We start from the raw sequence: 23,861 nt of genomic DNA, 5'->3' as shown, positions 1-23,861 counted from the left end.
GGTCATTGCGGCGGTTGCCACGGTTCGCCGGTGAGATAGGCCCGCAGCAGCGCCCGCTGACAGGGCGACATCGAGCGCACCACTGGCATGAACAGCGTGGTGCCTTTGTAGGCATCCGAGGTGCGGGCGAGGATGGGGTTTTTGGCACCCATGATGGCGTCGGGCTGATTCAGCGGGATATAGCGCGACATGGCGGGGAACGCCAGGTAGTGAAAGCGCAGCACGTTGGGGTACATCAGCGGCCAGGTGATGGTGGTGCCCTGGGGAATGCCGAAGTCGGTCTGGGCGTATTTGCGAAAGTTGGTGAAGTAAGCACCGCTGTCGAGGCCATTGGCCGTGCAGGTCAAGGCGACAAAACCCGCCTGGGCGGTGCTACCCGGCTTGAGGGTGACGGAAAAACTGACAGAAAGCTGGCCACTGCTGACGGTCAATGAGTCAGGGAAGTCGAGAAAGTCCCAGTACTGCGGTTGATCATAGACAGCGGGAGCCGCTGCTTTTAGGCCGATTTCGGTGGTGCAGGGGACCGCGCCGCCCAGGTACCTGACTTGCAGGGTGATCGACAGGCCGTTGGGGTAGTCCTCCAAGTAGACGTTGCGCTGGTCGGCATAGATCCGATAGGTCGACTCGGTGGCTTGCAACGTGGTCCCAGCGACCTTGTCCGGCGCATTGATCGCCAAGGCGTTGGTCCGCACCGCCTGTTGCTGGTCGACGGTCAGGGGCAGGTCGACGATGCCGCCATACACGTAGTAGTCCAATAAAAAAAGGCTGGTCGGCTCCAGGGTCGTCAGGGTGGTGGTGCCGGCGCTGATGGTCACAGTCCCGTAATTGGCGTTGGGGCCGATCGGGCTGGTGATGTCGTCCCTGACCGCCCGGAAGGTTTCCTTCGGGATGACGTTCACCATGTCGATGCTCAGGTAACCGGTATTGTCCAGGTCGGCATAGCCGGCATTGCCCGTGCTCTGGTTGACCAGTTGCCGGCCCGGCTGGCAGTTCAGCGGCTCATCGGCGAAGGCCGGGGCCAGTGTGCCGATGACTCGGCCGATGCTCGGGTTGGGGGTGTACTTGCCGGCGGCGTAGTCGGCGTCCAGCTGTTCGGTGGTCATCGTGGGGCACATTTCGAACATGACGAAACGCAAGACGATGCCCGTCGCGCCCGGTGCCTGGATGATCGAGCGCAGGCCGCTGCTGTTCTGGTTCCAACTGACAATGCTGCTCAAGGGGAAGGTCAGTTGAAACGTGCCGCTGGCATGGAAAGAGCCCGGCGCGTCCATTTTCTTCGGCAACAGCACACGTCCCGCCACGTCGAAACTGCTGCACACGGTGTCGCTGTGGATCAGCAGTTGGATGTTGTCATTGCCCCCGATTTGCAGGCCGCCGACGAAGATCTGAGTGGTCGTCGAGGCGGTGGGGTCCAGGTCTACCATCATCGGGCCGGACACCGGTCCCTGGCCGGTCACCGGGTCCACCGAGCCGAGCAGGTAGACGGCCTGGCCCACCAGGTCGCCGGTGGTGCTGATACTGCCGGGTTTGCCTTGGGAGCTGATCAAGGCGTTCTGCATGTCGACGACATGTTGCCCGTAGTGATTCCAGCCACCGGCGGTGTAGTAGTTGCCGGTGGGGGCGTTGATCATGTTGTTCAACTGGTCGTCGGTGTAGGGCTGGGCGCCTGGTGCCAGGGTCGAGGTGGTCAGGTCGAAGAGCGGCCACTCATCGTTGCCATCGTAGGGAATGGTCGGGGAATTGTTCGGCAGGCTGACGTCGGTGCGGATGCCGCCCCAGAAATTCAGCCGTGGTCCGTTCAGGATGCTCATGAGTTATTCCTCGTCCTTGATGGTCTTGCCGACAGGCGCGTTGGCAAATTTGAACAGGTAGGAGTAATCGGATTTGTAGGGACTCTTGACCGGTGTCGCCATGGAGTGGCAATTCATGCAACTGCTGTTGGGCTGGATGTAGCTTTCCATGGTCACGTTGGCCGAAAGGGCGGGTGTCGGCTGTCCCAGTGGGTTGCTGGGGTTGTCCGGCATCAGCGGACGCTGGGTGGTGATGAGTTGGTAGTACTTCAACACGCTGCGTTGCAGGCCTGGGTCGCTGCGGTAGTGGGTGTTGACCTGGTTGGTGACCTCGGCGATCGGCGTGACGCGGTTCAACGGGTTCGGGGTCTGGAAGGTCGTGCCGGGTTTGGGCACGCAGACCAGGTGCGCGCCCTGGGTTTGCCAGTCGCAGGGTGACTGGTTGAGGGTGGCTGCCGGCGCGCTGGGGTTGAAGTAGGAATAGGTCGTGCCGGATGCCGGCTGGTCGACCCACACGCCGTTCACCTGCACTTTGGGTGGAACGTTGTCGATCTGTTCGAAGGTCGACCAGATCCACTGCGGATAGCCGTTCACCTTGGTGATGATATGCAGCCCCACCAGGCCCAGGTAGGCCTCGGTGACGCCGCTGCGCTGGCCTTGATCGTCGAACGTGGCTACACGGGCGAGCAGGGTCAGGTAGCGGCTGGCGTTGTCATGCGTGGTGAGGATGCGCCAGCTCGATTTGACCTCGATGACCCCGTAGGGAAAGAGGATGTTGTTGGCTTTGGAAACGACATCGGCGTTATAGAACTGGTTGGCGACGATGTAGTTGTAGGAGGTTTCGTTGGCCGAGATGTCGTAGTAGGTCGGGTTGCCAGCCTGGTCGATCAGCCAGCCGCCGACGGCCTGGTCGACGGCATTCACCTGGGAGCTGTTCTTCAGCGCGGCGATGTTGATGATGCCCAGGCTCTTGGCAAGTAGCGGGCTGTTCCAGGGGCCTGGATCTGCCCCCCGTGGCAGGAAGGTTTCTTCTACGGTCTTGTAGGTCTGCCAGACGGTGTAGCCAGGGTCCCCCGGTTGTTTGCTGCAGTCGGGATCACCTCGCTGCCCCGCCTGGGCGGGCCAGTTCACGGCGATGAACAGCTGCCAGCTGTATTGATCGAACAGATCCTGGCTGGCGTTGGCTGCCGGTGCCGTGCTGGGAGGCTGGCAATTGAGGCGGGTGGCTTGTGTCGACGGCACGGCCTGTCCCTGGGGTTGTTCCAGGGCGAGGGCTGAAAGATTGACCAGGCCCAGTAGCACCATGGTGAAACGAAGTGAAGTGTTCATGGCGATCCTTCCACGTAGGTGAGGACAACACTAATCAAATGTGGGAGCGGGCTTGCTCGTGAAAGCGGTGGGCCAGTCAACATTGAGTCGACTGACATTCCGTTTTCGCGAGCAAGCCCGCTCCCACATTCAGGGTTTGCGCTGCATGAGCTTGTTCCACTGCGCCTTTTGGCCGTTGCTCTGGGAAGCCGGTGGCTCGAACAACTGGCAGGGCGGCGGATTCGCCGGGCACATCGCGGCCACCTGGGCCCAGGTCTGGGCCGGGTCCGGTTTGGCGATGCGGAAGTTGGTGTAGTTCTGGCTGACAATCGGCGCATTGGCGACGCTGGTGTCACCGGAGAAAAAGAACGACTGGGGTTGGCGGTAGGGTGGTTGTCCCGTCATCTTTTTGTAGAAGGCATAGCCAAACAGGATCGGACCCTGTGGCGATTGAAGGTCCAGCGCATAGGCCTGCACGCTGGCGTTGAGGTTCTGGCTGCGCTCGGCGCTGTAGGGCAGGTGCTGGATGAAGTCCTGCCGAGGTGGATGATTCATTGGCGAGAACATGCAGCAGGCCGGCATGTCTTTCGGACGATCCTGCGGGTAGGTCAGGAAGTAAGCCTTGTTGCCCAGGGACACGAAGGAGCAGGTGTAGTTGTTGTTCTTGATCGGGAAGATCGGCAGGCAGTACTTCTCATAGTGCTCCATCATCGCGCCAAAGCCGTCGCCATCGGCCGGGATATACGCCGTGTCGTAATAGCTGGTCCCCCGGGAGACGGTGTAGTCCGCCGGGGTGAGGGTGGTGGGGGGATTGCTGTAGGGCGGCGGGTTCTTTTCGTAGTTGTGCATCACCCGGTACATGGTCCAATCGCTGATCCAGAACGCTGGGAAAAACGGATCGGAGGGCTCGCCCGGGATGCGTTTGGCGATGCAGTTGCCGTTCTGTTCGTTGCAGCCCTCGGTGTTGTGCACGCCCATGGTGAAGTACACGGCACCGCTGTCCTGGGCGAACAGCGATGGGCTGAACAGCAGGATCAACAGCAACAGCCGGTTCAAGAGACTGGTTTTCATAGGTCATTCCTTTGAAAAGTACCGGGTGACACTGTGGGAGCCTGTGGGAGCAAAGCTTGCTCGCGACGAACGATAACGCTGTCATTCGAAAGACCGCGGTGCCTTCATCGCGAGCAAGCTCAGCTCCCACACAAGCTCGCTCCCACAGTGGTTTATCCTCCTTGGGTAAACAGCGTTCCGGTCAGAGGTTGTCGTAATCGCTCATCTTGAGTTGTTGTGGCGGATAGTTGCGCTTCACCAGCTTCTTGGCCCACAGCTCCAATACCGCGCGGCGGCTCTGGGACATGTCACGGGTGATGGGCATCGAGAGCGTGCTTTCTTCCTGGTAGGGCTTGCTGATCAGCACAATCAGCTGGTCGATGGCGCTTTCGACGCGCGCCTGGGAGTTGAGCGGCATGTACTTGTTCATGATGGGGTACAGGTAATAGAAGGTCTGCAGGATGCGTGGGTAGAGGAAACCCTCCCACAACTGCGTGGCGGCGTCCTTGTCCTTGTAGACGGTGTTCCAGTAGTTGATGAAGTCCTGTTGCAGTTGCACGTCCAAAGGCAGGACGCGCAGCGGGGCGAGGAAGTCGATGTAGGCTTGGGGAAGCGGGAAGCTGAAGGGAATGACCGGATCGCTGTCGCCTTCCTTGACAAAAAAACGCAAGGTCGGGAAGCCCGGAGCCACGGCCCTGAAGCTTACCTGGGCGATGCCGTTGGCGTCGGTGGTGGTGGTTACATAGGAGTAATCCACCGGGGTGGCCTGATAGTCGTTCAGTGTCCCGGTGACGTAGACGCCGGCGTCGAATGCCAGACAAGGGCGCAAATTGACCGCAATCGGTTTGCTCTCGCCGTTCAGGAAATCCTGATACCCGACCGGGGTACTGGTCGGCCGATGCACGTTTTGCAGGGCGGTAAGCCGGCGGCCGCTGCCAGTGGCCAGGTAGTTCGATACGGGGGGCGCATCATTGAACTGCGGCAGATTGGCATGGTTCAAGTTGCGGTCCGTCGGGTCGTCGTAGAACAGCGTGAAGTTGGCGGCGTTACTGAACGCCAGGTAGTAATCGCTGGTGGTCACCATGTAGGGGTTGCCATATTCCGCTACCCACAGCGTGGTCTTGGCGGCTGGCACACCATTTTTCTGCACCATGATGGTCAGCGTCTTGTGGTCGCCCACGTCGATGAAACTGCCGCTTTCTATGACCTCGGCGGTCCAGGTCTGCTGGGTGGCGGCGATCTTCGGCGCATCCTGGGCCGGGGGTTGTACTTGCAGCGCCAGCGGGCCGGACTGCAAGGTTGTCTTGTCGGCGTCGGTCAGGGTGAAGTCCAGCAGGCCGGAACGTTTGTCGAAGGCGGCCTGGTTGTATTGGTCGAAACCGAAGCTGACCACCGGATTGAACTGTTGATTCTGCAGAACCCCCAGTTTGTAGTCGCCGGCCTGGAATTTTTCGGCGGTCAGGATATCGGCCTTGGGGAGCACCGGATAAAACGGGAAAGTGTTAGCCAGGTCCAGCGACAGGGTGTTGTCGGTAATCTGTGCCGACACCACGCCCAGTGTGGCGCTTTGGGGATCCTTGCCTGGTTGAGAAACCGCTACAGGTTGCGCGGGCACCAGGCGAAGGCCGGCGGGGGCGGTAGGGTATTCGTCAGTGAGCCAGAGGCCCAGGGTTGCGGCGGTGCGGCTGTAGGCGGGGTTGAAGAAAATATTGGAAACGTTGTCCAGGCCCTTCTGATACATCGCTTGCACACGATCCGTATCCGTGGGGGCATTGGAGTGGGTGTTGACGTACGGGAAATCGTTGAAAACACCGTTTCTGTCGTAGCACGTCAGGTAAGTGGAGAACCGAAACATCAAGCCCTGTACACCTTGCTGCGTCATCTGCTTTTGAAGGTTGCTCAACAGCGCCGAATCGCCGATGACCCATTCCAGGTTTTCCTTGGGAAAGCAGGTCTGCCAGGTGGTGGTGACATACACCAGGCCACCAAAGGCACCCCAGTTGAAGTTCAGGAAGCGATCCATCATCCGATATTGGCGCTTGAGGGTCAGGCCACACGTGGCATCTCCCAGTATCAGCTTGTCGAAATACAACGCAGTGAAGGTGTTCTGCCACGGGCTGACATCCACGAAGCGCGCGGCAGTCGGAGTGTTGCTGCCAAAGGGATTGCCGAGCAGTTGGTAGTCCCTGCCGACCAGCGCATCCTGGGTGATGTAGGTGTTGGCCTGCAGCTCGCCACCGATGATCGTTGAGCGAGTGCCTTTGTAGCTCACCGTGCCGCAGGCATTGTCGCCAAACAGATCCCATTCGGCGGGCATGTACGGGTAGGTCTTCGGGTTGGCATTGGTCGGTACCTGCAGCACATAGGTCGGCAGCTCGTTCATTGCCAGGGGCTTGATGGCCCAGGGCATCAATTTGGTGGGGGCGTTGGTGGACGTGATGTCGAAGTGGCTCATGAACGGCCAGTTGATGTCCATGTTGACCGCGTCATACAGCGGGAACACATCATTGTTGTTGGCCGTGGGTGGGTTCCAGAACATATGGCCGTTGAGGTAGATACGGGGGAAATTCAATACGCTCATGTCATGCTCCTTAGCGTTGCCACTGGGCGCGTTTCAGCGACCAGACAAAGTCCAGTTTTTTGTAGCCGTCGAAGTCTGAGGCTGGCAGCGGGGCTGTCGGGTAAACAATGCCGTCCCCCTTGTTCAGGGCGAAATTGAAGTAGCCGTCGTCGTTCGAGTAGGCGGCAGTGCTGTGGCAGGCCAGGCAGGACGAGGTGTTCTGGAACGCCGATTCCAGCTGCGAGTTGGCCAGTACCTGGGTGATGGGTTGGAACTCGACTCCGATCAATTCGTATTTCGACAGGCTCGGGTTATTGGCCTGGAAGCTGACATTGACCGGCTTGGCGGCCGGAGTCGGCCCGGTGGTGTTGGTCATCGGCGCGGGTGTTGGCGCATTGGTCACGGTGTACTTGCTGTTGTTGATGTTTTCGAAGGTGGTCCAGACCCAGTTGCTGTCCAGCTTATTGACGACATGCAGGCCACTCAGTGCCGCGTAGCCAACCTGGTATTTTCCGTCCTGCTGGTAATAGGCCTGGGCAATGTAGTAGCCGTCGTTGACCAGGGTTTGTCGGTAGGTTGTGTCTGAGCCGATCCACAGCCATGCGGCTTTCAACTCCCAGGCGGTGGGCGGAAAGTTCAGGTCATTGGCCAGGGCGGCCTGGCCATTCACGTTGTAGACCTGGTTCTTCACGATGTAGTCGAAGGTGTCCTTGCCCATCAGCAGTTGAAAGCGTACGGGGTTGCCCTGTTGGGCGTCGGGCACGGCACCGCCCATTTGCAGGATCAAGCCGTCGACCTGTTGGGTGGCGTTGAGGTTATGGAAGGCACGGGACAGGTTCATGCCTTGCGCCTTGGCTTGTGTCACCACCTCGGCCGGCAGCGGTGCGGAGGTGTCATAGGCCCCCGGCGGGGCGCCATCGGGCAGGTAGACCTGGTCCGAGGGCTTCATCGTCTCCCACACGAGGTTGCTGCTCTGTGCCGTGCTGGGCTGGTTCAGGCAGGCGAACCAATTCCAGGCCATGGTCTCGGGGCTCTGGGCAAACGCGGTCCGGGTCTTGTTGATGTCGGCTCCAAACTGCAGGAAATTGCTGCAGTCGAAGTTGTTGGGGTCCTGTGCCTGGGCCAAACCGGCCAGGGCACTTAGAACAGTGATGGAAATGGCTCGCCGCATGGAAGCTCCTTGGCATTCGCCGTATCGGCATGAGGGTGCCCCTGGAAGTGTTCCAGGAGCAGTTGCTTCACCGCCGTGACCGCAAGGTGCTGCGGCAACGACAGATCACAATTGGTGATGAGCAGCGGGCCGGTCTTCGTGCTCTCCGGCAGCCGGCCGTGGCTGCCGCGGACCAGGCGGGTGTCCAGCGGAATCAGGTCCATGTAGTAGCGAAAGCCGAGCTTTTTCTGCAGCAGGCGGCGCGCCACTTTCAATTTTGGGAAGCGAATGGCTGGGTCGATGAACAGCTCAAGCGGGTCGTAGCCTGGCTTGCGATGGATGTCCACGGTGCGGGCAAAGTCGGGGGCCTTGCGATCGTCGAACCAGTAGTAGTAATCGAACCAGTAATCGGCGGCGGCCACGGCCACCAGCTCGCCGCTGCGGGGGTGATCCAGTTGCCAGGCCCGTTGTTCGGTTTTATCGAGCACCTGCTCGATGCCGGCCTGGCGTTGCAACAGTGCCTTGACCCGAGGGATGTCGCGCGCCTGCTTCACGTAAATGTGCGCGATCTGATGGTCGGCCACCGCAAACGCCGCACTGGCACCGGGATCGAGCAATTCCCAAGTCAGCGATTGGCGTACCTGCAACAAGCCTTCGGCACGTAACAACCGGTTGATGGAAACGGATTGGGTGACGGCTTCGATCCCGTATTCGGACAGCAGCATCACCGCCGCGCCTTGCGCTTGGGCAAAGGCCAGCAGACGTCCCACTTCGCTGTCGATGGCCCGTACCTCGTTGGCAATCGACGGGTGCTCGGGGCCCAGGCGTTGCAGGCTGTAGTCGAGATGGGGCAGGTAGATCAACTGCAGGTCGGGTCGATTGAGCTGGAATTCGGCGATGGCGCAATCGACGATCCAGCGGCTCGAGGCGATGCCGGCCGCCGGCCCCCAGAAACCTGGAAAGGGAAATTCGCCGATCTGCTGCTCGATACGCTCATGCAACGAGGCCGGCGTCGAATACAGGCCGAACATTTTTCGGCCATCGGCCGGGTAATGGGGGCGTGGGGTAATCGCGGCATCCACGTCCGCGTACATGTTGTACCACCAGAACAATTGGCTGCAGCGAAACCCGGGGTATTGACGCTTGAGTGTCTGCCAGACCTTTTCCCCCTGGATCAGTGCGTTGGGTTGCAGCCAGAAGCGGACTTCGGCCTGATCGCGAAAATACCAGCCGTTGCCGACGATGCCGTGTTCCGAGGGTGGCTGGCCCGTGAGGATCGAAGCCTGCACGGTAGAGGTGACCGCCGGGAACACCGGTTGCAGCGTGGCCATCCTGGCCGTTTTCAGCAGCGCATTGATGCAGGGCGTCGCGGCGCCCAGCAGCGCGGGGGTCAGGCCGACCACGTTGATCAGCAACAGCGGCTGGCGCGCAGGATCAGAGGGCATCGGCGCAGGCCTCCAGCGCTTGGGGTTGCAGCAACTGGCGCTGTTGCAACTGAGCCTCGACCCAGTGCAATTCCGCCGCGATGCCCTGGAGTTGGGCGTGCTCGGTCGTGGGCCGCAACTGGCTGGGCAGGACGCCCCAGCTGTAGGTTTCCACTTCCAGAACCGGGCGAAAATCCCCATGGTCGGCCAGAAAGTCGAAGGTTTGCGCCAGGGCGACCTGGCTGCCGCTGAGTTCAGGCAACAGCAGGTGTTCGCTGAACAACGGAATGTGGAAGTGAATCCTCAGTTCGGGATGGGCGGCGCCGTTCTGCTCACAGTCATCCAGCGCCGCAGGGAGGTCGGCCCAGGCCGATAACCGCGCCTGCCCGTCGTGGGCTTTCACTTGATGCAAGTAGGTGGGTTCGGCAAAGCCTGCCAATGTCTTGAGCACCTGTTCGCGCCGCGACTCGTCCTCCGGCAGGCGACAAATCAGCGCGTTGGATAGCTGGATCTTGCCGATGGGGATCCGGGCCCGACGCAATCGGTCCAGTGACTGATAGCAGTCTTCAAACATCACGGCCTGGTGACAGACGTCAAAACACAGCGCCAGGTACTCATGGTGCGGGTCCGTGGCTTGCCAGTGGTGGAAGAAGGCAATGGCTTGGTCGGTGTTTTCCAGCACGCAATCAGGTTCCATCTCCAGGCAGATCACGATCTTCTTGCTCGTCTCCCGTTGCAGCCGGGCCAGCGCGGCGGTGAGCTCGCGCAATTGACGCTCGGCACGTTGCTGTAGCGTCGGGTTCCAGTGCGCGGCATAACCCAGCGGCACGCTGGAAATCACCCCCTGGGCACAATCCGCCGGCAAGGCCTGGGCGAGAAACCGGGCCAGGTCCAGGCTGTACGTCAGTCGCTGTGGATCGGCCCAACTGGGCAGGTAGACGTCGGCTTTTACCGCGCCCTGGTGAAACTGGCCGTAGGGAAAACCGTTGAGCGAGGTCAGGCGCAGCCCGCTGCGTTGCAGCAGGTCGAGAAACTCCCCACGGGCCTGCGCCTGCTGGAGTTCGGCGGCAGCTACGGCGCTGATCCACAGGCCGCTGTCCTGGGTGTCCAGCCCGCGCAGGGTGCGTACGGTCTGGAAATGCCGTTCGACGGATGCGCGCAGCCCGCCCAGGTCACGGGTCGGGTGCACGTTGCTGCAATAGCCGATCTGCGTGGCCGTCCAACCCGTGCGGGCACTCATTTGATCACCGGCTCCTGGCCCCGCAGGGCGGAGTTGTCCTGCCACTGCCGCCGCTGATCGATGGGCAGGGGTGTGCTGACCAGGGTTTTGTCCAACTGGCCGCTCTGGGCGAAAAAGTCCACCGGGTTGTGGAACAGCACTTGTTCGACCTGGGTTTCACTGAAGCCGGCGGCCAGCATCGCCTGGCCGGTCTTGGGCACCTTGAGCGGGTCGCTGATGCCCCAGTCGGCGGCGCTGTTGACCACCATTTTTTCCGTGCCGTACTGCTGCAGCAGCGCGACCATGCGCTGTTCCGACATCTTGGTGTTGGGGTAGATGGAATGGCCGCGCCAGCAGTCGCTGTCCAGCACCAGGGGCAGGGTCAGTTCGTTGAGGTGGTCGATGATCACCAGGTGTTCGGAAATGCCGACCTCGCGGATGACCGCGAGCGTGCGTTTGGTGCCACCGATCTTGTCGCGGTGCGGGGTATGCACCAGCACCGGTAGATTGAATTGCCTGGCCAGCTCCAATTGGGCGGCGAGAAAGCGATCTTCTTCCGGGGTGATGTCGTCGTAACCGATTTCACCCACCGCCACCACGCCATCTTTCACCAGGTAGCGCGGCAGAATCTCCAGCACTTCATTGGCCACCGACAGGTCATTGGCCTCCTTGGGGTTCAGGCCAATGGTGCAGAAATGATGGATGCCAAACATGCTGGCGCGAAAACGCTCCCAGCCCAACAGTGTGTCGAAGTAGTCGATAAAGCTGCCGACGCTGGTCCGGGCCTGGCCCTGCCAGAAGGCCGGTTCGATCACGCCGGTGATGCCAGCGGCCGCCATGTTCTGGTAGTCGTCGGTGGTGCGGCTGACCATGTGGATATGCGGGTCGAAGTACTTGAGCATGGTGAATCCTCGTCAAAAAGGCAGGGGGGGGCGGGTGGGCATCAGTTCGGCGAAGCGCCGCCCAGGTGCGCGTGCCATGGCGGCGGCAAGCGTTGTTGCTGGGCCAGGCCGGCCAGGCGCTGACGTTGCGCCGGGCTCAGCAGGGTGAAGGCAATCACGTGAGGCAGGCCGACGGACACCGTTCGTTCGGCGGCGAGTTGTTCGTCCAACAGGTCGAGGGCCAACTGGTTGAGGGTGACGCTGTGGCGTTGCGTCAGGCCGATCAGGCGTCGCACGTCGAGGCCCATGCCCAGCGCCTTTAACACCAGTTGGCTGAAGGCCCGTTCGTCGTAGTGACGCGACGGATAGGCGGTGTCCAGGGCGAGGGCGGCGAACACCTGACTGTTGCTGGTGCGCCCGGCCTGAAGGGCAAGCTCGACACACAGCCCTCGGCTATCGAGCCAGTCGAGGGCCTTCAAGGTGGCGATTTTTTCCTGGTCGTCGCCCCACAGGAACAACTGGCGCAGCAGGGGCACCTGCTCGGCGCCGGGTTGTTGCTCCAGGACCTGGGCCAGCAGCAACGCCCGCGCGAGCTGGACATTGCTCCAGCCGTCAGTGCCGGGCTGGGCACGCTCCTTGAGGTTGCGCTTGCACTGGCCGCTCAGGAGCGCCGCGGTGTTGGCGTCCGGGTGTTGGGCAAGTTGCGCCTGTGCCAAGAGCCACCATTGCCGTTCGCTTTCATCGAGTGACGGGATGAAATTCCGGCGTTGTTCGTTCAGGCAGTCGTGGCGCATGTCGAGGGCCGCCGATGCCGGTGCAGTAACGTCCGTGTTCATGTTGGTTTGATCCAGCGTTGGAAATGAGGAAGCAGGAAAAACACCAGGACACATAACAGGCTGCCCAGCGGCTGGTTGGCGACGGCCAGCACCAGGGCATCGAACAGCGGCAGGGCGGCCAGACCTGCACCGATAAAGGCGCGAACCTTCCGTTGCCGCGGGTTGGCCAGGTTGCGCCAGTAGTGCCAGCCCAACCAGCCAAGCCATATCAGCAGGACCGGCCAGAACCAGGCGTTGTCTGCGTAGATCGCCAACGCCAGTGGGCTCAGCATCAGCAGCAGAGGGAGGCGGCTGATCAGTTGGTTGCGGTGTTCCTGGCGGGCCAGGTAGGTCAGGCCGCTGATGTAGACGCCGAGTAAAATGGCGCAGAGCCAGATCGGTTCGGGTGGCATCGCCAGGCTGGCCGCCGCGGTGAGGTAGAGCGTCGAGCGGCAGGCACCCATCAGCCAGACGCTGTGGGCATATTTTTTGTGCAGCAGGTTGTAGCCGAGAATGCAGCCCACCAACAGGGTGGCGCTGCCCAGCAACCAATGCGGCTGCTCGATCAGCCGGCTCAGCCCCAGCAGCGCGACTGCGGCCAGCACCAGCAGCAGCGCCGTGGCCAACCGCACTTGCTGACGGCTGACCAGGCCCAGGGTGATGGGGCGGGGATTATGGTGTTGTTGGTCCCAGTCGGCGTCCAACAGGTCATTCAACAACATGCCGGCCAGGTACAGCAGCGACAGGGCCGCCAGCAACAGGAGCCACACCAGGGACGACGGCGGTGCCAGGGCGCCGGCACTGCTGGCGAGCAGGGCGGCGGCCAGGGTGTTGGTCCATACCGTGGGCAGGTTGGACACGCGGCCGAGGGTCATCCAGGTCTTGAGGTCCGGCGACGACGGGTTCATTGCACGCAGCTCTGGTTCAGGGTGGGTGCAAGCTCGAGCTGGGTGGACAGCCGCTGCAAGGCTTGCTCCATTCGTGCGGTATCGATTTCGTGCAAGTCCACCGACTCGCCGATCCGGCTGAGCATGGGGATGGAAAGTTGCCCGCCCAAATGCTGGCGGAATTCTTCCAGCCCGAGCAGAACCTGCGAGCGTCCCTGTGTATCTTTCAAGGTCAGCTCCGGCGGGTTCAGGCAGAAGCCGAGCTTGAGCAGCAGGCGCAGCACCCGGTCGCTGTCGACGTCGCTCAACAGCCCCAGGGCATTGGCATAGAGCCCATCCAGGGCCATGCCCACCGCGACGGCTTCACCATGGCGCAGTCGATGGTGGCTGAGGTTTTCCAGTTTGTGGGCGGCCCAGTGCCCGTAGTCCAAAGGCCGCCCATTACCGCGCTCAAAGGGGTCTCCGGCACCGGTGATGTGCGCCAGGTGCAGTTCGGCGCAACGGCGGATCGCGTAGCGGCTGGCTGCATGATCGAACTGGGCGAGGGCGTCGGCCTGTTGCTCCATCCACTGGAAAAACGCCGGGTCCTTGATCAGCGCCACTTTGACCGCCTCGGCCAGCCCGGCGATCTGATCGCGCCGGGTCAGGCTGGTCAGCAATTGAAAGTCGTTGATGACCGCGGTGGCGGGATAGAAAGCCCCGAGCAGGTTCTTCTGGCCAAAGGCGTTGATGCCGTTTTTCACACCGATCCCGGCGTCGTTCTGGGCGAGCACGGTGCTGGGGATGCGAATCAGGCGAATGCCGCGGTGGAAGGTGGCGCAGGCGTAGCCCACCGCATCGAGCACCGCGCCGCCACCGAGGGCCAGCACATAGCAATGCCGGTCCAAGCCATGTTGCAGCATGTCGCTGTACAGCTGCTGCAACACCTGTGAATCCTTGCTCGACTCGCCGGCCGGGACCGCGATGGGCGGTGCCTGCAAATGCAGGTCCGGAAAATGACTGGCAAAGTAGGCATTGATTTGTTCCAGCAGGTGCGGGGTGCTGTGCAGCAGTTGTTCATCGGCGAACACCAGCACCGTGACCTGGCCCCGGTGCCCGGTCATGAGCTGGCGGTGCAAACAGGGATTGAGCGGGTCGAATACATGATCGGTGAACACCACCGGGTAGTCGTAGCTGACCTTGAAACGCCCGTGCAAAGGCGGCTCCGCGCCGTGCCGGCGAATGCTCTTGAACAGGCTGTACCCGGCGATGAACAGCCCAGGCAATACCATGCTGGCGAGCAGCGTCACCAACAGCGCGTTCTGTTCGACGAGGAAGGTGCCGATGGCACTGTAGGCCAATGCGAGGCCGGCATTGGCCAGGGTGGTGACCAGGATGAATGCGCGTAATGGATAACGTTGCATGCCGGCGGCGACGACCGAGGTTTCCGCCAGTACCGGGACGCCGCGCAGGCAGATCAACGACAGCGTGCCCAACCGGTAGGCCAGTTGCCCCGGTTGGCGTTGATGCAGGCCCAGGCGGCCGGACAGCAGACGGAAGTAGCCGGCCCCCAGCGCATAACCCAGCCCGGCGCCCAGGCACAGGCCGACGAAAATCACCAGGTAACCCCCCAGGCTGCCGAGCATCGCCACGGCCAGCAGCGCGACCATGCTCGACGGCACCGGCAGCACCACGTCCAGCGCCAGCAGGGCAATCAGCAGCAAGGCCAGGTTGAGTTTCTGCGCGGGCGTCGAGGGCAGGTACAGGTTGATATGGGTCAGCAAGCCCTGGATCTGTTGTTCGAATAACAGGAAGCTGGCGATCACCAGGCCTGAAAAGCAAACCAATGACAGCCAGAAATGTACGGCTGGTCCTTTTTGCGAGAGCAAACGATACCCACGGCCATGCTTCATCAAGCATCCCTCTTGTTGTTATGACTGATTCCGTGTCAGTAATTAAAAGCAACGCCAAGTGTGTTTTTCAGGCCAATAGACGCTCTCGCCCAAGGGGCTGTCAGGTGTGGTTGAAGATGTGGTTGGAGACAGGTTTGAATCTAGACGGCCAGGGTATTTTTGCAAGGCGATCTGATGGCAATTTGATTGGGGGGACTTCGCCCTTCAGCTGACCCGCATCAGCCGCTTGTGCTGCGCATTCAGGGCCTCGAATACCCGCGCGCAACTGCGCCGGGCTGACGCCAAGGCGTTGCTTGAACAGCGTGGTCATGTGCGCCTGGGAATTGAAGCCGCAGGTGTGCGCGATGTCGGTCAGCCGGGCGCTTGAATCACGCATCAGCGCCCGTGCCTTGGCGAGGCGTCGGTCGATCAGGTAACTGTGTGGGCTTTTGCCGGTTGCCTGCTTGAAGGCCCGCATGAAATAACCCTCGGACAAACCCAGTAGCCCAGCCATTTCCTTGACTCCCAGCGGACCGCCGAGATCGGCGTCGATGAATTCATCGAGCAGGCGCATCCGGTTGCCCGTGATGGAACCTTGAGGGCGTGCCGAAAAAAACGTTTTTTGGTCTTTCACCCGTTCAGCCAGCCCGAGCGCCCAGGCTTCCCAATCGCCCTCTGTCGTTGCACGCAGCAGTGCGCTGCGCATGCTCAAGGCGAGGGTGATGGCCTGCGGGTCAATACGATTGTTGAACGCATGTTCTCCCGGCAACGTCATGCCGTCGGTGCGCGCCACTCGCAGGTATTCACCGCCCCTGGGGGATTCGGAGAACACGTCGCATCCGGCGGGGACGAATGCCAGGCCGTTGGGTAGCGCCTCGAAGGGCAGCACACGATCACTGCCGATGGCGTGCATGCCGCGCTGGCTGTCGAAGGCAAAACCGATCGCCGACTGGGTCGCGACATAGCGGGTCGCGTAGGCGCAACCGGGCAGCAATTCGATCGCCCAAGGCCCTGCCTCGATACGACGGACCGATTCAGTTTGGGGCGGTGGTTGGCGGTTTCGCGGGTTCATGAGCAGCATAGTAGTGAAGAGCGGGCCCGAAAGTCAGGTCAGTTTTCTGAAAGCCCGCCGCTGGCGCGCTGATTAGACTGGGCAAAACCTGGAGGCCCATCATGCACACACTGACCCGCGACGACATCGAACACGCTGCCCGCCATCTCTACCAGTTCATGCCCGCCACTGCCCAATACGCCTGGCCGTTGCTGGCTGAACGGTTGGGTTGCACGGTGTGGGTCAAGCACGAGAATCACACCCCGACGGGGGCCTTCAAGGTGCGCGGTGGCCTGACCTTCGTGCGCTGGCTCAAGCGCGAGCACCCCGAGGCGAAAGGCATTGTCACAGCGACGCGCGGCAACCATGGCCAGAGCCTGGCGCTGGCGGCCACTGCACTGGGTTTGAAAGCCTTGATCGTTGTGCCGCAAGGTAACTCGGTGGAGAAGAACAATGCCATGCGTGGCTTTGGTGGCGAAGTGGTCGAGTATGGCCGCGATTTCGATGAGGCCCGGGAAGAGGCTGCACGCCTGGCCCATGCACAGGGGCTCTACCTGGTGCCGCCGTTCCATCCGGAGTTGGTCAAGGGCGTGGCGACCTATGGGCTTGAGCTGTTCAAGGCGGTGCCGGATCTCGACACTGTCTATGTGCCGATAGGTTGTGGCTCGGGGATCTGCGCAGTCATCGCGGCTCGCGACGCCTTGGGGCTGAAAACCCAGGTGGTGGGCGTCGTGTCCACCGAGGCCGTCGCGGCGAAGTTGTCCTTTGAAACGGGAAGGCTGTGTGAGACCCCTTCGGCGAATACCTTTGCCGACGGTTTGGCCGTGCGTAGACCCATTCCCGAGGCCTTTGCCATCTACGGAGCCGCTGCGGCGCGGATCGTCGCGGTCAGCGACGGGGAAATTGCCGAGGCCATGCGGGTGTATTACACCGATACGCATAACCTCGCCGAGGGAGCAGGCGCCGCGGCCTTGGCGGCACTCATGCAGGAGCGTGAAACAATGCGGGGGAAAAAAGTGGGGGTGATTCTGTCCGGTGGGAATATTGACCGGCCGGTGTATGCCCGATTGATTGGCTGAGCCATGGGGGCGGGAGATTCCTCGTCCGACTCTCGAACTTACAGGGAACACCACCATGATGAACGCCATGCCGATGCCGATGATGGTCTGCACCTGCTGATTTGTTGCTAAGGACGGTGTGTATATCCGTCTCTGCGGTAACGGCCACTGACGGAAAACCTGTGGGAGCGAGCTTGCTCGCGATAGCGGTGGGTCAGCTTGCGATGATGTTGAATGTGCCGCCGCCATCGCGAGCAAGCTCGCTCCCACATTGGATTTTCAGCAGACACAAAACTCATGTACACCGCAAACCTGTGGGAGCGAGCTTGCTCGCGATAGCGGTGGGTCAGCTTGTAATGATGTTGAATGTGCCGCCGTCATCGCGAGCAGGCTCGCTCCCACCGTTTTCAAAGACGGATGTCCTCGGGCCCACGGATCGGCGCTTCAATCCTCGTCCCGGTCAGTCGTTCTTCGTTGGAGAAGCCGTCATAGTCAGCCAAGCCGGCAAAGCGGATACCGGTCAGCGCTTCGATTTGATCGACGCTGCGCCGGTAGGTCTTGAGTGCCCCGAACACCAATTCCAATTGTTCCAGCTCCTGGCGCTGGTCAATCATGTAGGCACTGGCCGAAGGTTTGCCGTCGTCACCGAGAAAGGCCACGACTTTCCAGAAGGCGGTGGGGATCTGTACGCCTCTGTACGTTTGATCATCGTCCCGGAACAACGGCCCGGTAAATATCGTCGCCCTGGCTTTCCACCGGCGTGTGTTATCGAGGATGTAATCCTCAAGTTCAAGCCAGGTTTTCTGATTGAAGGCTGCCATCTGCGGCGAGCAGTTGGTGAAGTGGAAGGTGTCGTTGTTGGCGGTCTGTGCGTCAGGCCCCCAATTGGGATCCTGTCGTCTGACCAGATGACCGCGATCCAGTAAATTGCCGGCGTACAGCGCTTCGCCAATCTGGGCGTCGCTGGGGATTCGACCGTCGTAGGCCCAGGCATCACGACGCCGGTCGATCTCGACGCTGCTGGCGCCATCGATGTTGACGCCCGCCACCAGGGCCAGACGTCGCCGTCGCGAAAGCATGATGGAGAAGTGCTGATAATCCAGGCGATTGTCGGCGGTGCCGGTCGGGTAGATGTCATCGACCAACGTCGCTTCCACGCTCGGCCAAGGCACTATGAAGTCGCCCAGAAAGCCGCTGTCGTATCCCTGCCGGTCTTGCAACTGCACCGCCGGCGTGACGGTGGGCTCTGCCTGTTTGCGCAGGGTGCCGGACACGCGCCTGGCGGTTTCCTGCAGCGGATGCAGATCGGCAAGCCGTGGTCGGTGGGCGAAATCCACCTGGAGTCCTTGCGGTGGCATGATCCTACCTCGCTGAATGGGAACGAAAGTAATCAGCAAACCTAGCGATCATGCTCCGGCACCATGAAATTTTTATGATGCTGCGTGGGAACAAAACACCGCGCAGCGAAGTTGATCGTCGACCTGTGGTTATGCCGCCTCCGCTGCCATCGCCGCCCGAACGCTGGGGCGTGCTGCGATTCGGGCCATGAACGACGCCAGCACCGGCCAGTCCCCGATCTCGATATTGAACAACGGCAACCAGCTCAAAACGGTGAACAGATAGCCATCAGCCAGGCCGAAGCGGCCCATCAGGTAGTCCTGTCGTGCAAGGGCCTGGCTGAGGTAGTCCAGACGCTTGAACAGTTTTGCCCTGAAGATCGCTTTGCTTGGTTCGGCAATGTCGGCGTTGAACAGCGGGGCGCAACCGCTGTGGATTTCGGCACTGATGAAGTTCAACCACTCCTGCAGGCGAACCCGCTCCCAGGTGCCATTGGCCGGGGCTAGCGTGTTTCCGGGCACCAGGTCGGCCAGGTACTGGACAATGACGGGCCCCTCGGTCAACACGCTGCCGTTATCCAGCACCAAGGCGGCCACGTAACCCTTGGGGTTGATGGTCAGAAAGTCGAGCGCGTCGGCGGTGCGCTTGGTCTTGTTGTCGACCCGGATCAATTCAAAAGGCAGGCCCAATTCTCGCAGCACGATGTGCGGGGACAATGAGCAGGTCATGGGGGCAAAGTACAGTTTCATGGTTTCCTCACAGACGGGGAACGGGCCGCCAGAATCGGTGAGGCTCGGAACATTTTCAAAGGACATCTTCAGTGCTAGCGTATGACAAAATCTCATGAGCACAGCAAACCTCCATGGCCAGCCGAATCCCTTCTCTCAACGGCCTGAAAGCATTCGAGTCAGCCGCCAGGCACATGAGCTTTACCCAAGCCGCAGCAGAGCTGAACGTCACTCAAACAGCCATAAGCCATCAGATTCGCCGGCTCGAAGAGGAGTTGGGCGTGCGCTTGTTCCTGCGGCTCAAGGACGGTCTGGCCCTGACCCGTGAAGGTCAGGCCTATTTCCCAGGCGTTCGGTCGGCCTTCCATGAACTGCGCTATTGCACGGAGACGTTGCTGGAAAGCCGCAACAACAGCGTCTTGACGATCAGTACTCTGGTTTCGTTTGCCTCCAAATGGTTGCTGCCGCGGCTGGCGTCCTTCCAACAAGCGTTCCCGCATATTGATGTGCGTGTCACCGCATCCACGGAACGGGTGGACTTTCGTAAGGGCGGCGTCGATGCGGCCATTCGTTACGGCGTCGGTGACTGGAAGGGTGTGCGGGCCGACTGGCTGATGGCCGACGAAATCTTCCCGGTGTGCAGCCCCAGGCTGCTGCAAGGTCCCGCCCCCTTGCAGGACCCTGGCGACCTGGCCCAGCACACCTTGTTGCAGGTCAGCGGGGTGACCAGTGGCGACTGGGCTTCGTGGTTGAGTGCCGCTGGCCAACCGAAAAGACTGGCCGAAGGCAGCCGGCTGACCTTCGACCTGGCCATGATGGCCGTACAGGCGGCGGTTGATGGCCTGGGGGTGTGCATCGGCCGTTCAACGTATGTCGAGGATGACCTGAAGGCGGGACGCTTGGTTGCACCCTTTGATCTGCGGTTGAAGGATGGCCTGGGCTTTTACTTCGTCACCCCCCACGAACTGGCCGATGCGCCAAAGGTGCAGGCCTTTAGAACCTGGTTGATGGATTCGGTGAGTTTTGGCGCCGAAACATGATTACAGATACCGTTCAGTCCCCAGCCAACCAGCCGATATACACATAGAAGGTCCGGTTGTTTTCAGGGTTCACCGAGGGTACGTCATGTTTAATAAAAAACTAAAAAATGAACTGACGGCTAGGACGGCCGAATTGGCAACTTACAAAGGACTGGTCGGGGCCTTGGATAGGTCGATGGCTGTTATCGAGTTCAGCCCCGACGGCAAGGTCCTTCGGGCGAACGAGAATTTCCTGAGCACGATGGGGTACCGTGCAGAACAATTGGCCGGCCTGTCCCATCGGGATTTCTGCACCCCTGCGCTGGCGGGCAGCGCCGAGTACCGCGAGTTCTGGAACCAGTTGCGCGCCGGTCAATTCGTGTCCGGCACGTTTCAACGCCGCAGCGCCTCAGGCCAGAACGTGTGGCTGGAAGCCAGCTATAACCCGGTGGTGGACGAGCAAGGCCGCGTCGTGAAGGTGGTCAAGTACGCACTGGATGTCACCGTCAGGGTGGCCAATGAGGCCGAGACACGTGGCCGGCTGGCGGCCCTCGACCGGGCCATGGCGGTTATCGAGTTCGACCTGGACGGCAACATCCTGACCGCCAATGACAACTTCATGAATGTCATGCATTACTCACTCGCTGAACTCAAGGGCAAGCACCACCGGATGTTTTGCGAACCGAGCCTGGTGGGCAGCTCGGAGTACAGTGATTTCTGGCGTCGTCTCAACGCCGGTGAGTTTTTCAGCGGTCAATTCAAGCGCCTCGGCAAAAACGGCAAAGTCGTCTGGCTGGAAGCCAGCTACAACCCGGTCTACGACGCCGAAGGCAAGTTGTGTAAGGTTGTGAAGTTCGCCAGCGACATCACCGAACGGGTGGAGAAATTCGAAGAGGATTCGCGCGGCGCCTCCCGTGCGTACCACATCTCCGCCGAAACCGAACGCGTGGCCGAGCAGGGCGCCCAGGTGATCCACCAGACCGCCAAGGAGATGCGTGAGATCGCCGACAACATCGGCGCCTCCGCACGCCTGGTTGGACAATTGGGGGCTCGTTCGGAAGAGATCACGGCCATCGTCAACACCATTCGCGGCATTGCCGACCAGACCAACCTGCTGGCCCTCAACGCGGCCATCGAGGCGGCGCGGGCCGGCGATCAGGGAAGGGGGTTCGCGGTGGTGGCCGACGAAGTCCGGCAACTGGCCGGGCGTACCAGCCGCTCCACCTCGGAGATTGCTGAAATGATCGGCATGATCCTCTCCGAAACCCGCGATGCCGTCGCGAGTATGAACGTGACCCATGAGGGCGCCTTGCGCGGCGTCACCCTGGCAGACCAGGCCGGATCGGTCATCGTGCAGATCAGGAACGGGACCACCGACGCCCTCGATGCGGTCAGCATGTTTGCGTCCAAGCTCGACGAGTCCGAGGTGATCCCCAAGACGGCTATCGGCTGGGTGGGTTGAAGTGAGCTGAGTCCATGCCCTGGCGATCCATGTGCTTGACCCGTTCAAGCAGTACCGCTCGCAGCTCTGGCGGTCGCACGGGCTTGGCCAGCACCGAGATGTTCAGGCTGTGCAGCGATTGGCGTATCCGCTCGATCTCATGCCCGGTGATGACCAGCGCCGGGACTTGCCAGCCGCGCTGCTCGCGTATCGCGGCGATGCATTCGGAGCCGGAAACCTTCGTACCCAGGTCGAAGTCGGCAATGATGATGTCGCAATCGCTGGTCAGCCCTTCGCCGTCGCTGTGGGTTTCCACCTCGCAGCCCCATTTTTCCAGGAGCGCCGATGTCGCCATCAGGACGTTGGCGTCGTCTTCCACCAAGCACACCCGTAATCCGTCCAAGCGATGCTGGACGGGTAACACCTTGGGCTCCATGGCCCTTGGCGCCGCCAGTTCCAGGCCGCTGATCGCCACCTGGGTGCCTTGTCCTACGGTGGAACGGATATGTATATCGACACCGAGTATCTGGCTGATGCGCTTGACGATGGACAGGCCCAGGCCAAGGCCCTCGACATCCTTGTCGCGCACATGGCGCACGCGGTAGAACTCCTTGAACACTTCGGGCAAATGTTCGGCGGCAATGCCGCGCCCCTTGTCGTAGATCACCACGGCCAGGCGCGTGCCCTGGCGCCGCACACCGATCAGCACCGGTTGGCCGGGCGCGTATTTGAGGGCGTTGGACAGCAGGTTCTGGACCATTGTGGTCAGCATGCCTGGATTGACGCTGACCCAGTAAGGACAGGCGCGCAGGCGCAATTCGACCCCGGCCCAGCGAGCCGCCTCGGTGTTCTGCTTGACGACGTCCTGCAATAACGCTCCCAAATGGACGGTGTCCGCCTTCGGCATCAGTTGGCCGTGGTCCAGGGTGTAGATGTCGAGGATCGAACGGAACAGCTGCGATACGGTGTGCAGCGAACGGTCGATGTTGTCCACCAGCCGCAATTCTTCCAGGCCCAGCCTGGCGTCACGCAGGCAGGCGGTGAACAGGCCGATGGAAGGAATGGGTTGGCGCAGGTCATGGCTGGCCTGGGCCAGGAACCGTGATTTCTCCTGGTTGGCCGCCATGGCTTCTTCGGAGGCAATGCGTGTGCGCTTGAGCAAAATGTGTGCGTAGGCGGGCACCACGATGGTGGTGACGATCACCATCAGGAACATGTAGGGCTGGGTGTGCCAGAATGGGTTGAGCCAGAAAACCAGCACCAGGGTCGACAGCGCGATAACGGTTGCCAGTGCCAGGTAGCGCGAGCCGAAGCGCATGCCATTGCCCAAGGTAACCCAGAGCAGCGCGGCGTAGATCGGCAGTGCGCTTTCACCGCCCAGCACCATGGCGAAAGCGATGCCTGTGTAGTCATGCAGCATCGAGAAGAGGCGTCGCCAGAAGAAGTGTCCCGGCCAACGCTTGATGATCATGCGCAGGAATACCGAGGCGACGATAAACGTCACGATGTAGACGATGATGGGCACGTAGCTTGTGGCATCACCGGGATGGAGACTGGCCAATACGACGATATACAACAGCGCACAGGCGCTGACGGTCAGGCGTAAAGTCGCCTGGTCGAGTTCACTGTTCTTTTCCACTGGCTTTGGCATCTCATGATCTCTGATGCCTCCAAGCGTAGCGGCTAGTCTCGGTGAGGGTTGGGGACAGGCGTGATGCTGTCCCCAATGGACGAGCCATTGCGTCAGTAGACCCTGTAGTACTTCACGACGTCATCGACGAAATAAATGGTCAATACCGAGCCTTGGGTCTGGCTTTGGCCCGTTCTCGTGCCGGTCGCGCTGCTCATGTCATTGGCCACGGTCTGTACCTTGGACAGTTGTGCCGAGGTTTCATACATCTTCAGGCGCGTCTCGGGCGACACGTACTTATGGGCCAGCTTCATGTATTTATCCAGGCCCTCATCACCCTTTTCATAGGTCCAGTTCGACTCGTTGCTGGTGCTGGTCGAATTGAGTTCTTCATTGCTCGGCACGCCGAACATTTGAGTGATCTGGCCTTTTGTCGTCTTGCCCGGAATGATCGTTTGCTTGAGGTAAGCGACGTCGTATTTTTGCGCACCCTGATTCAAGGTGCTCATCAAATTACCCAAGTCAGCGGTGTTTGCACAGCCGTTGAGTACGCCCGCCAGCACGCACAGTGACAATCCGTTTCTAAGTGTTTTTCCATATACGAAGGACATGATGACTTTCCTTGAGTTAATGTCAGGACC

Annotated in this window: 19 protein-coding genes and 1 pseudogene; 4 read left to right on the top strand and 16 right to left on the bottom strand. The window is 60.9% G+C overall.

The features are described 5' to 3' along the window. Positions 1-2 precede the first annotated feature (2 nt). From PSH84_RS21480 to PSH84_RS21425, 12 genes are all read right to left on the bottom strand, one after another. Entirely contained in the window at positions 3-1,811 is a 1,809-nt protein-coding gene (locus PSH84_RS21480) for a hypothetical protein (protein ID WP_305481770.1), read from the bottom strand. A gap of 3 nt (positions 1,812-1,814) precedes the next feature. Further along, on the bottom strand, positions 1,815-3,119 hold the full coding sequence (locus tag PSH84_RS21475) for a hypothetical protein (protein ID WP_305481769.1): 1,305 nt from the start codon (positions 3,117-3,119) through the stop codon (positions 1,815-1,817). A 129-nt stretch (positions 3,120-3,248) separates the two neighbouring features. Continuing rightward, positions 3,249-4,169 carry a hypothetical protein gene (locus tag PSH84_RS21470; protein WP_122565798.1) on the bottom strand — a complete coding sequence of 307 codons (921 nt, stop codon included), beginning with the start codon at positions 4,167-4,169 and terminating at the stop codon, positions 3,249-3,251. A gap of 181 nt (positions 4,170-4,350) precedes the next feature. Beyond that, positions 4,351-6,729 (bottom strand): hypothetical protein, encoded by a 2,379-nt coding sequence (locus PSH84_RS21465; protein WP_305481768.1) that lies wholly within the window; start codon positions 6,727-6,729, stop codon positions 4,351-4,353. Between the two features lie 10 nt (positions 6,730-6,739). Further along, positions 6,740-7,879 (bottom strand): hypothetical protein, encoded by a 1,140-nt coding sequence (locus PSH84_RS21460; RefSeq protein ID WP_122565796.1) that lies wholly within the window; start codon positions 7,877-7,879, stop codon positions 6,740-6,742. After that, positions 7,849-9,303: an alkaline phosphatase family protein gene (locus tag PSH84_RS21455; RefSeq protein ID WP_305481767.1), complete on the bottom strand. Its 1,455-nt coding sequence runs from the start codon at positions 9,301-9,303 to the stop codon at positions 7,849-7,851. The genes PSH84_RS21460 and PSH84_RS21455 overlap by 31 nt, the downstream gene beginning before the upstream one ends. After that, positions 9,293-10,522, bottom strand: coding sequence for a metabolite traffic protein EboE (eboE, locus tag PSH84_RS21450; RefSeq protein WP_305481766.1), 1,230 nt, complete (start codon positions 10,520-10,522; stop codon positions 9,293-9,295). The genes PSH84_RS21455 and eboE overlap by 11 nt, the downstream gene beginning before the upstream one ends. After that, on the bottom strand, positions 10,519-11,403 hold the full coding sequence (locus PSH84_RS21445) for a TatD family hydrolase (RefSeq protein WP_122565793.1): 885 nt from the start codon (positions 11,401-11,403) through the stop codon (positions 10,519-10,521). Before PSH84_RS21445 ends, eboE begins: the two co-directional genes overlap by 4 nt. Positions 11,404-11,444: 41 nt before the next feature. Continuing rightward, positions 11,445-12,218, bottom strand: coding sequence for an EboA domain-containing protein (locus tag PSH84_RS21440; protein WP_305481765.1), 774 nt, complete (start codon positions 12,216-12,218; stop codon positions 11,445-11,447). Beyond that, entirely contained in the window at positions 12,215-13,105 is an 891-nt protein-coding gene (locus PSH84_RS21435) for a UbiA family prenyltransferase (RefSeq protein ID WP_122565791.1), read from the bottom strand. Before PSH84_RS21435 ends, PSH84_RS21440 begins: the two co-directional genes overlap by 4 nt. Next, on the bottom strand, positions 13,102-14,976 hold the full coding sequence (locus PSH84_RS21430) for a 3-dehydroquinate synthase (RefSeq protein ID WP_305481764.1): 1,875 nt from the start codon (positions 14,974-14,976) through the stop codon (positions 13,102-13,104). Before PSH84_RS21430 ends, PSH84_RS21435 begins: the two co-directional genes overlap by 4 nt. Before the next feature lie 100 nt (positions 14,977-15,076). Next, positions 15,077-16,036 (bottom strand): helix-turn-helix transcriptional regulator, encoded by a 960-nt coding sequence (locus tag PSH84_RS21425; protein WP_369530548.1) that lies wholly within the window; start codon positions 16,034-16,036, stop codon positions 15,077-15,079. Between the two features lie 92 nt (positions 16,037-16,128). Here PSH84_RS21425 and PSH84_RS21420 point away from each other — a divergent pair, with 92 nt between their 5' ends. Continuing rightward, positions 16,129-17,085, top strand: coding sequence for a threonine dehydratase (locus PSH84_RS21420; protein ID WP_305481763.1), 957 nt, complete (start codon positions 16,129-16,131; stop codon positions 17,083-17,085). 386 nt (positions 17,086-17,471) lie between these two features. Here the strand turns inward: PSH84_RS21420 and PSH84_RS21415 are convergent, their stop codons facing one another. Both PSH84_RS21415 and gstA read right to left on the bottom strand, forming a co-directional pair. Then, entirely contained in the window at positions 17,472-18,422 is a 951-nt protein-coding gene (locus PSH84_RS21415) for a DNA/RNA non-specific endonuclease (RefSeq protein ID WP_122565786.1), read from the bottom strand. Positions 18,423-18,551: 129 nt separating this feature from the next. After that, positions 18,552-19,151 carry a glutathione transferase GstA gene (gene gstA / locus PSH84_RS21410; protein ID WP_122565873.1) on the bottom strand — a complete coding sequence of 200 codons (600 nt, stop codon included), beginning with the start codon at positions 19,149-19,151 and terminating at the stop codon, positions 18,552-18,554. Positions 19,152-19,264: 113 nt separating this feature from the next. Between gstA and PSH84_RS21405 the strand changes: the two genes are divergently transcribed. From PSH84_RS21405 to PSH84_RS29060, 3 genes and pseudogenes are all read left to right on the top strand, one after another. Continuing rightward, positions 19,265-20,170, top strand: coding sequence for a transcriptional regulator GcvA (locus PSH84_RS21405; protein WP_305467409.1), 906 nt, complete (start codon positions 19,265-19,267; stop codon positions 20,168-20,170). A gap of 85 nt (positions 20,171-20,255) precedes the next feature. Beyond that, positions 20,256-20,975: pseudogene (locus tag PSH84_RS29065) on the top strand (PAS domain-containing protein); the annotation flags it as partial. A gap of 21 nt (positions 20,976-20,996) precedes the next feature. After that, positions 20,997-21,611 (top strand): methyl-accepting chemotaxis protein, encoded by a 615-nt coding sequence (locus tag PSH84_RS29060; protein WP_371128517.1) that lies wholly within the window; start codon positions 20,997-20,999, stop codon positions 21,609-21,611. Here PSH84_RS29060 and PSH84_RS21395 read toward each other — a convergent pair. Both PSH84_RS21395 and PSH84_RS21390 read right to left on the bottom strand, forming a co-directional pair. Next, on the bottom strand, positions 21,592-23,241 hold the full coding sequence (locus tag PSH84_RS21395; protein WP_305481762.1) for an ATP-binding response regulator: 1,650 nt from the start codon (positions 23,239-23,241) through the stop codon (positions 21,592-21,594). The two genes, PSH84_RS29060 and PSH84_RS21395, sit on opposite strands and share 20 nt — an antisense overlap. 92 nt (positions 23,242-23,333) lie before the next feature. Continuing rightward, positions 23,334-23,831 carry a hypothetical protein gene (locus PSH84_RS21390; protein WP_122565783.1) on the bottom strand — a complete coding sequence of 166 codons (498 nt, stop codon included), beginning with the start codon at positions 23,829-23,831 and terminating at the stop codon, positions 23,334-23,336. Positions 23,832-23,861 lie beyond the last annotated feature (30 nt).

Origin of the sequence: Pseudomonas beijingensis (genome assembly GCF_030687295.1) — a bacterium.
Lineage (GTDB): Bacteria > Pseudomonadota > Gammaproteobacteria > Pseudomonadales > Pseudomonadaceae > Aquipseudomonas > Aquipseudomonas beijingensis.
This window is presented reverse-complemented; position numbering and strand designations above follow the sequence as displayed.

What these genes read in the sequence shown, in the direction of transcription:
- PSH84_RS21480 (WP_305481770.1), bottom strand. Translation starts at nt 1,811, where the DNA reads ATGAGCATCCTGAACGGACCACGGCTGAATTTCTGGGGCGGCATCCGC.
- PSH84_RS21475 (WP_305481769.1), bottom strand. Translation starts at nt 3,119, where the DNA reads ATGAACACTTCACTTCGTTTCACCATGGTGCTACTGGGCCTGGTCAAT.
- PSH84_RS21470 (WP_122565798.1), bottom strand. Translation starts at nt 4,169, where the DNA reads ATGAAAACCAGTCTCTTGAACCGGCTGTTGCTGTTGATCCTGCTGTTC.
- PSH84_RS21465 (WP_305481768.1), bottom strand. Translation starts at nt 6,729, where the DNA reads ATGAGCGTATTGAATTTCCCCCGTATCTACCTCAACGGCCATATGTTC.
- PSH84_RS21460 (WP_122565796.1), bottom strand. Translation starts at nt 7,879, where the DNA reads ATGCGGCGAGCCATTTCCATCACTGTTCTAAGTGCCCTGGCCGGTTTG.
- PSH84_RS21455 (WP_305481767.1), bottom strand. Translation starts at nt 9,303, where the DNA reads ATGCCCTCTGATCCTGCGCGCCAGCCGCTGTTGCTGATCAACGTGGTC.
- eboE (WP_305481766.1), bottom strand. Translation starts at nt 10,522, where the DNA reads ATGAGTGCCCGCACGGGTTGGACGGCCACGCAGATCGGCTATTGCAGC.
- PSH84_RS21445 (WP_122565793.1), bottom strand. Translation starts at nt 11,403, where the DNA reads ATGCTCAAGTACTTCGACCCGCATATCCACATGGTCAGCCGCACCACC.
- PSH84_RS21440 (WP_305481765.1), bottom strand. Translation starts at nt 12,218, where the DNA reads ATGAACACGGACGTTACTGCACCGGCATCGGCGGCCCTCGACATGCGC.
- PSH84_RS21435 (WP_122565791.1), bottom strand. Translation starts at nt 13,105, where the DNA reads ATGAACCCGTCGTCGCCGGACCTCAAGACCTGGATGACCCTCGGCCGC.
- PSH84_RS21430 (WP_305481764.1), bottom strand. Translation starts at nt 14,976, where the DNA reads ATGAAGCATGGCCGTGGGTATCGTTTGCTCTCGCAAAAAGGACCAGCC.
- PSH84_RS21425 (WP_369530548.1), bottom strand. Translation starts at nt 16,036, where the DNA reads ATGCTGCTCATGAACCCGCGAAACCGCCAACCACCGCCCCAAACTGAA.
- PSH84_RS21420 (WP_305481763.1), top strand. Translation starts at nt 16,129, where the DNA reads ATGCACACACTGACCCGCGACGACATCGAACACGCTGCCCGCCATCTC.
- PSH84_RS21415 (WP_122565786.1), bottom strand. Translation starts at nt 18,422, where the DNA reads ATGCCACCGCAAGGACTCCAGGTGGATTTCGCCCACCGACCACGGCTT.
- gstA (WP_122565873.1), bottom strand. Translation starts at nt 19,151, where the DNA reads ATGAAACTGTACTTTGCCCCCATGACCTGCTCATTGTCCCCGCACATC.
- PSH84_RS21405 (WP_305467409.1), top strand. Translation starts at nt 19,265, where the DNA reads ATGGCCAGCCGAATCCCTTCTCTCAACGGCCTGAAAGCATTCGAGTCA.
- PSH84_RS21395 (WP_305481762.1), bottom strand. Translation starts at nt 23,241, where the DNA reads ATGCCAAAGCCAGTGGAAAAGAACAGTGAACTCGACCAGGCGACTTTA.
- PSH84_RS21390 (WP_122565783.1), bottom strand. Translation starts at nt 23,831, where the DNA reads ATGTCCTTCGTATATGGAAAAACACTTAGAAACGGATTGTCACTGTGC.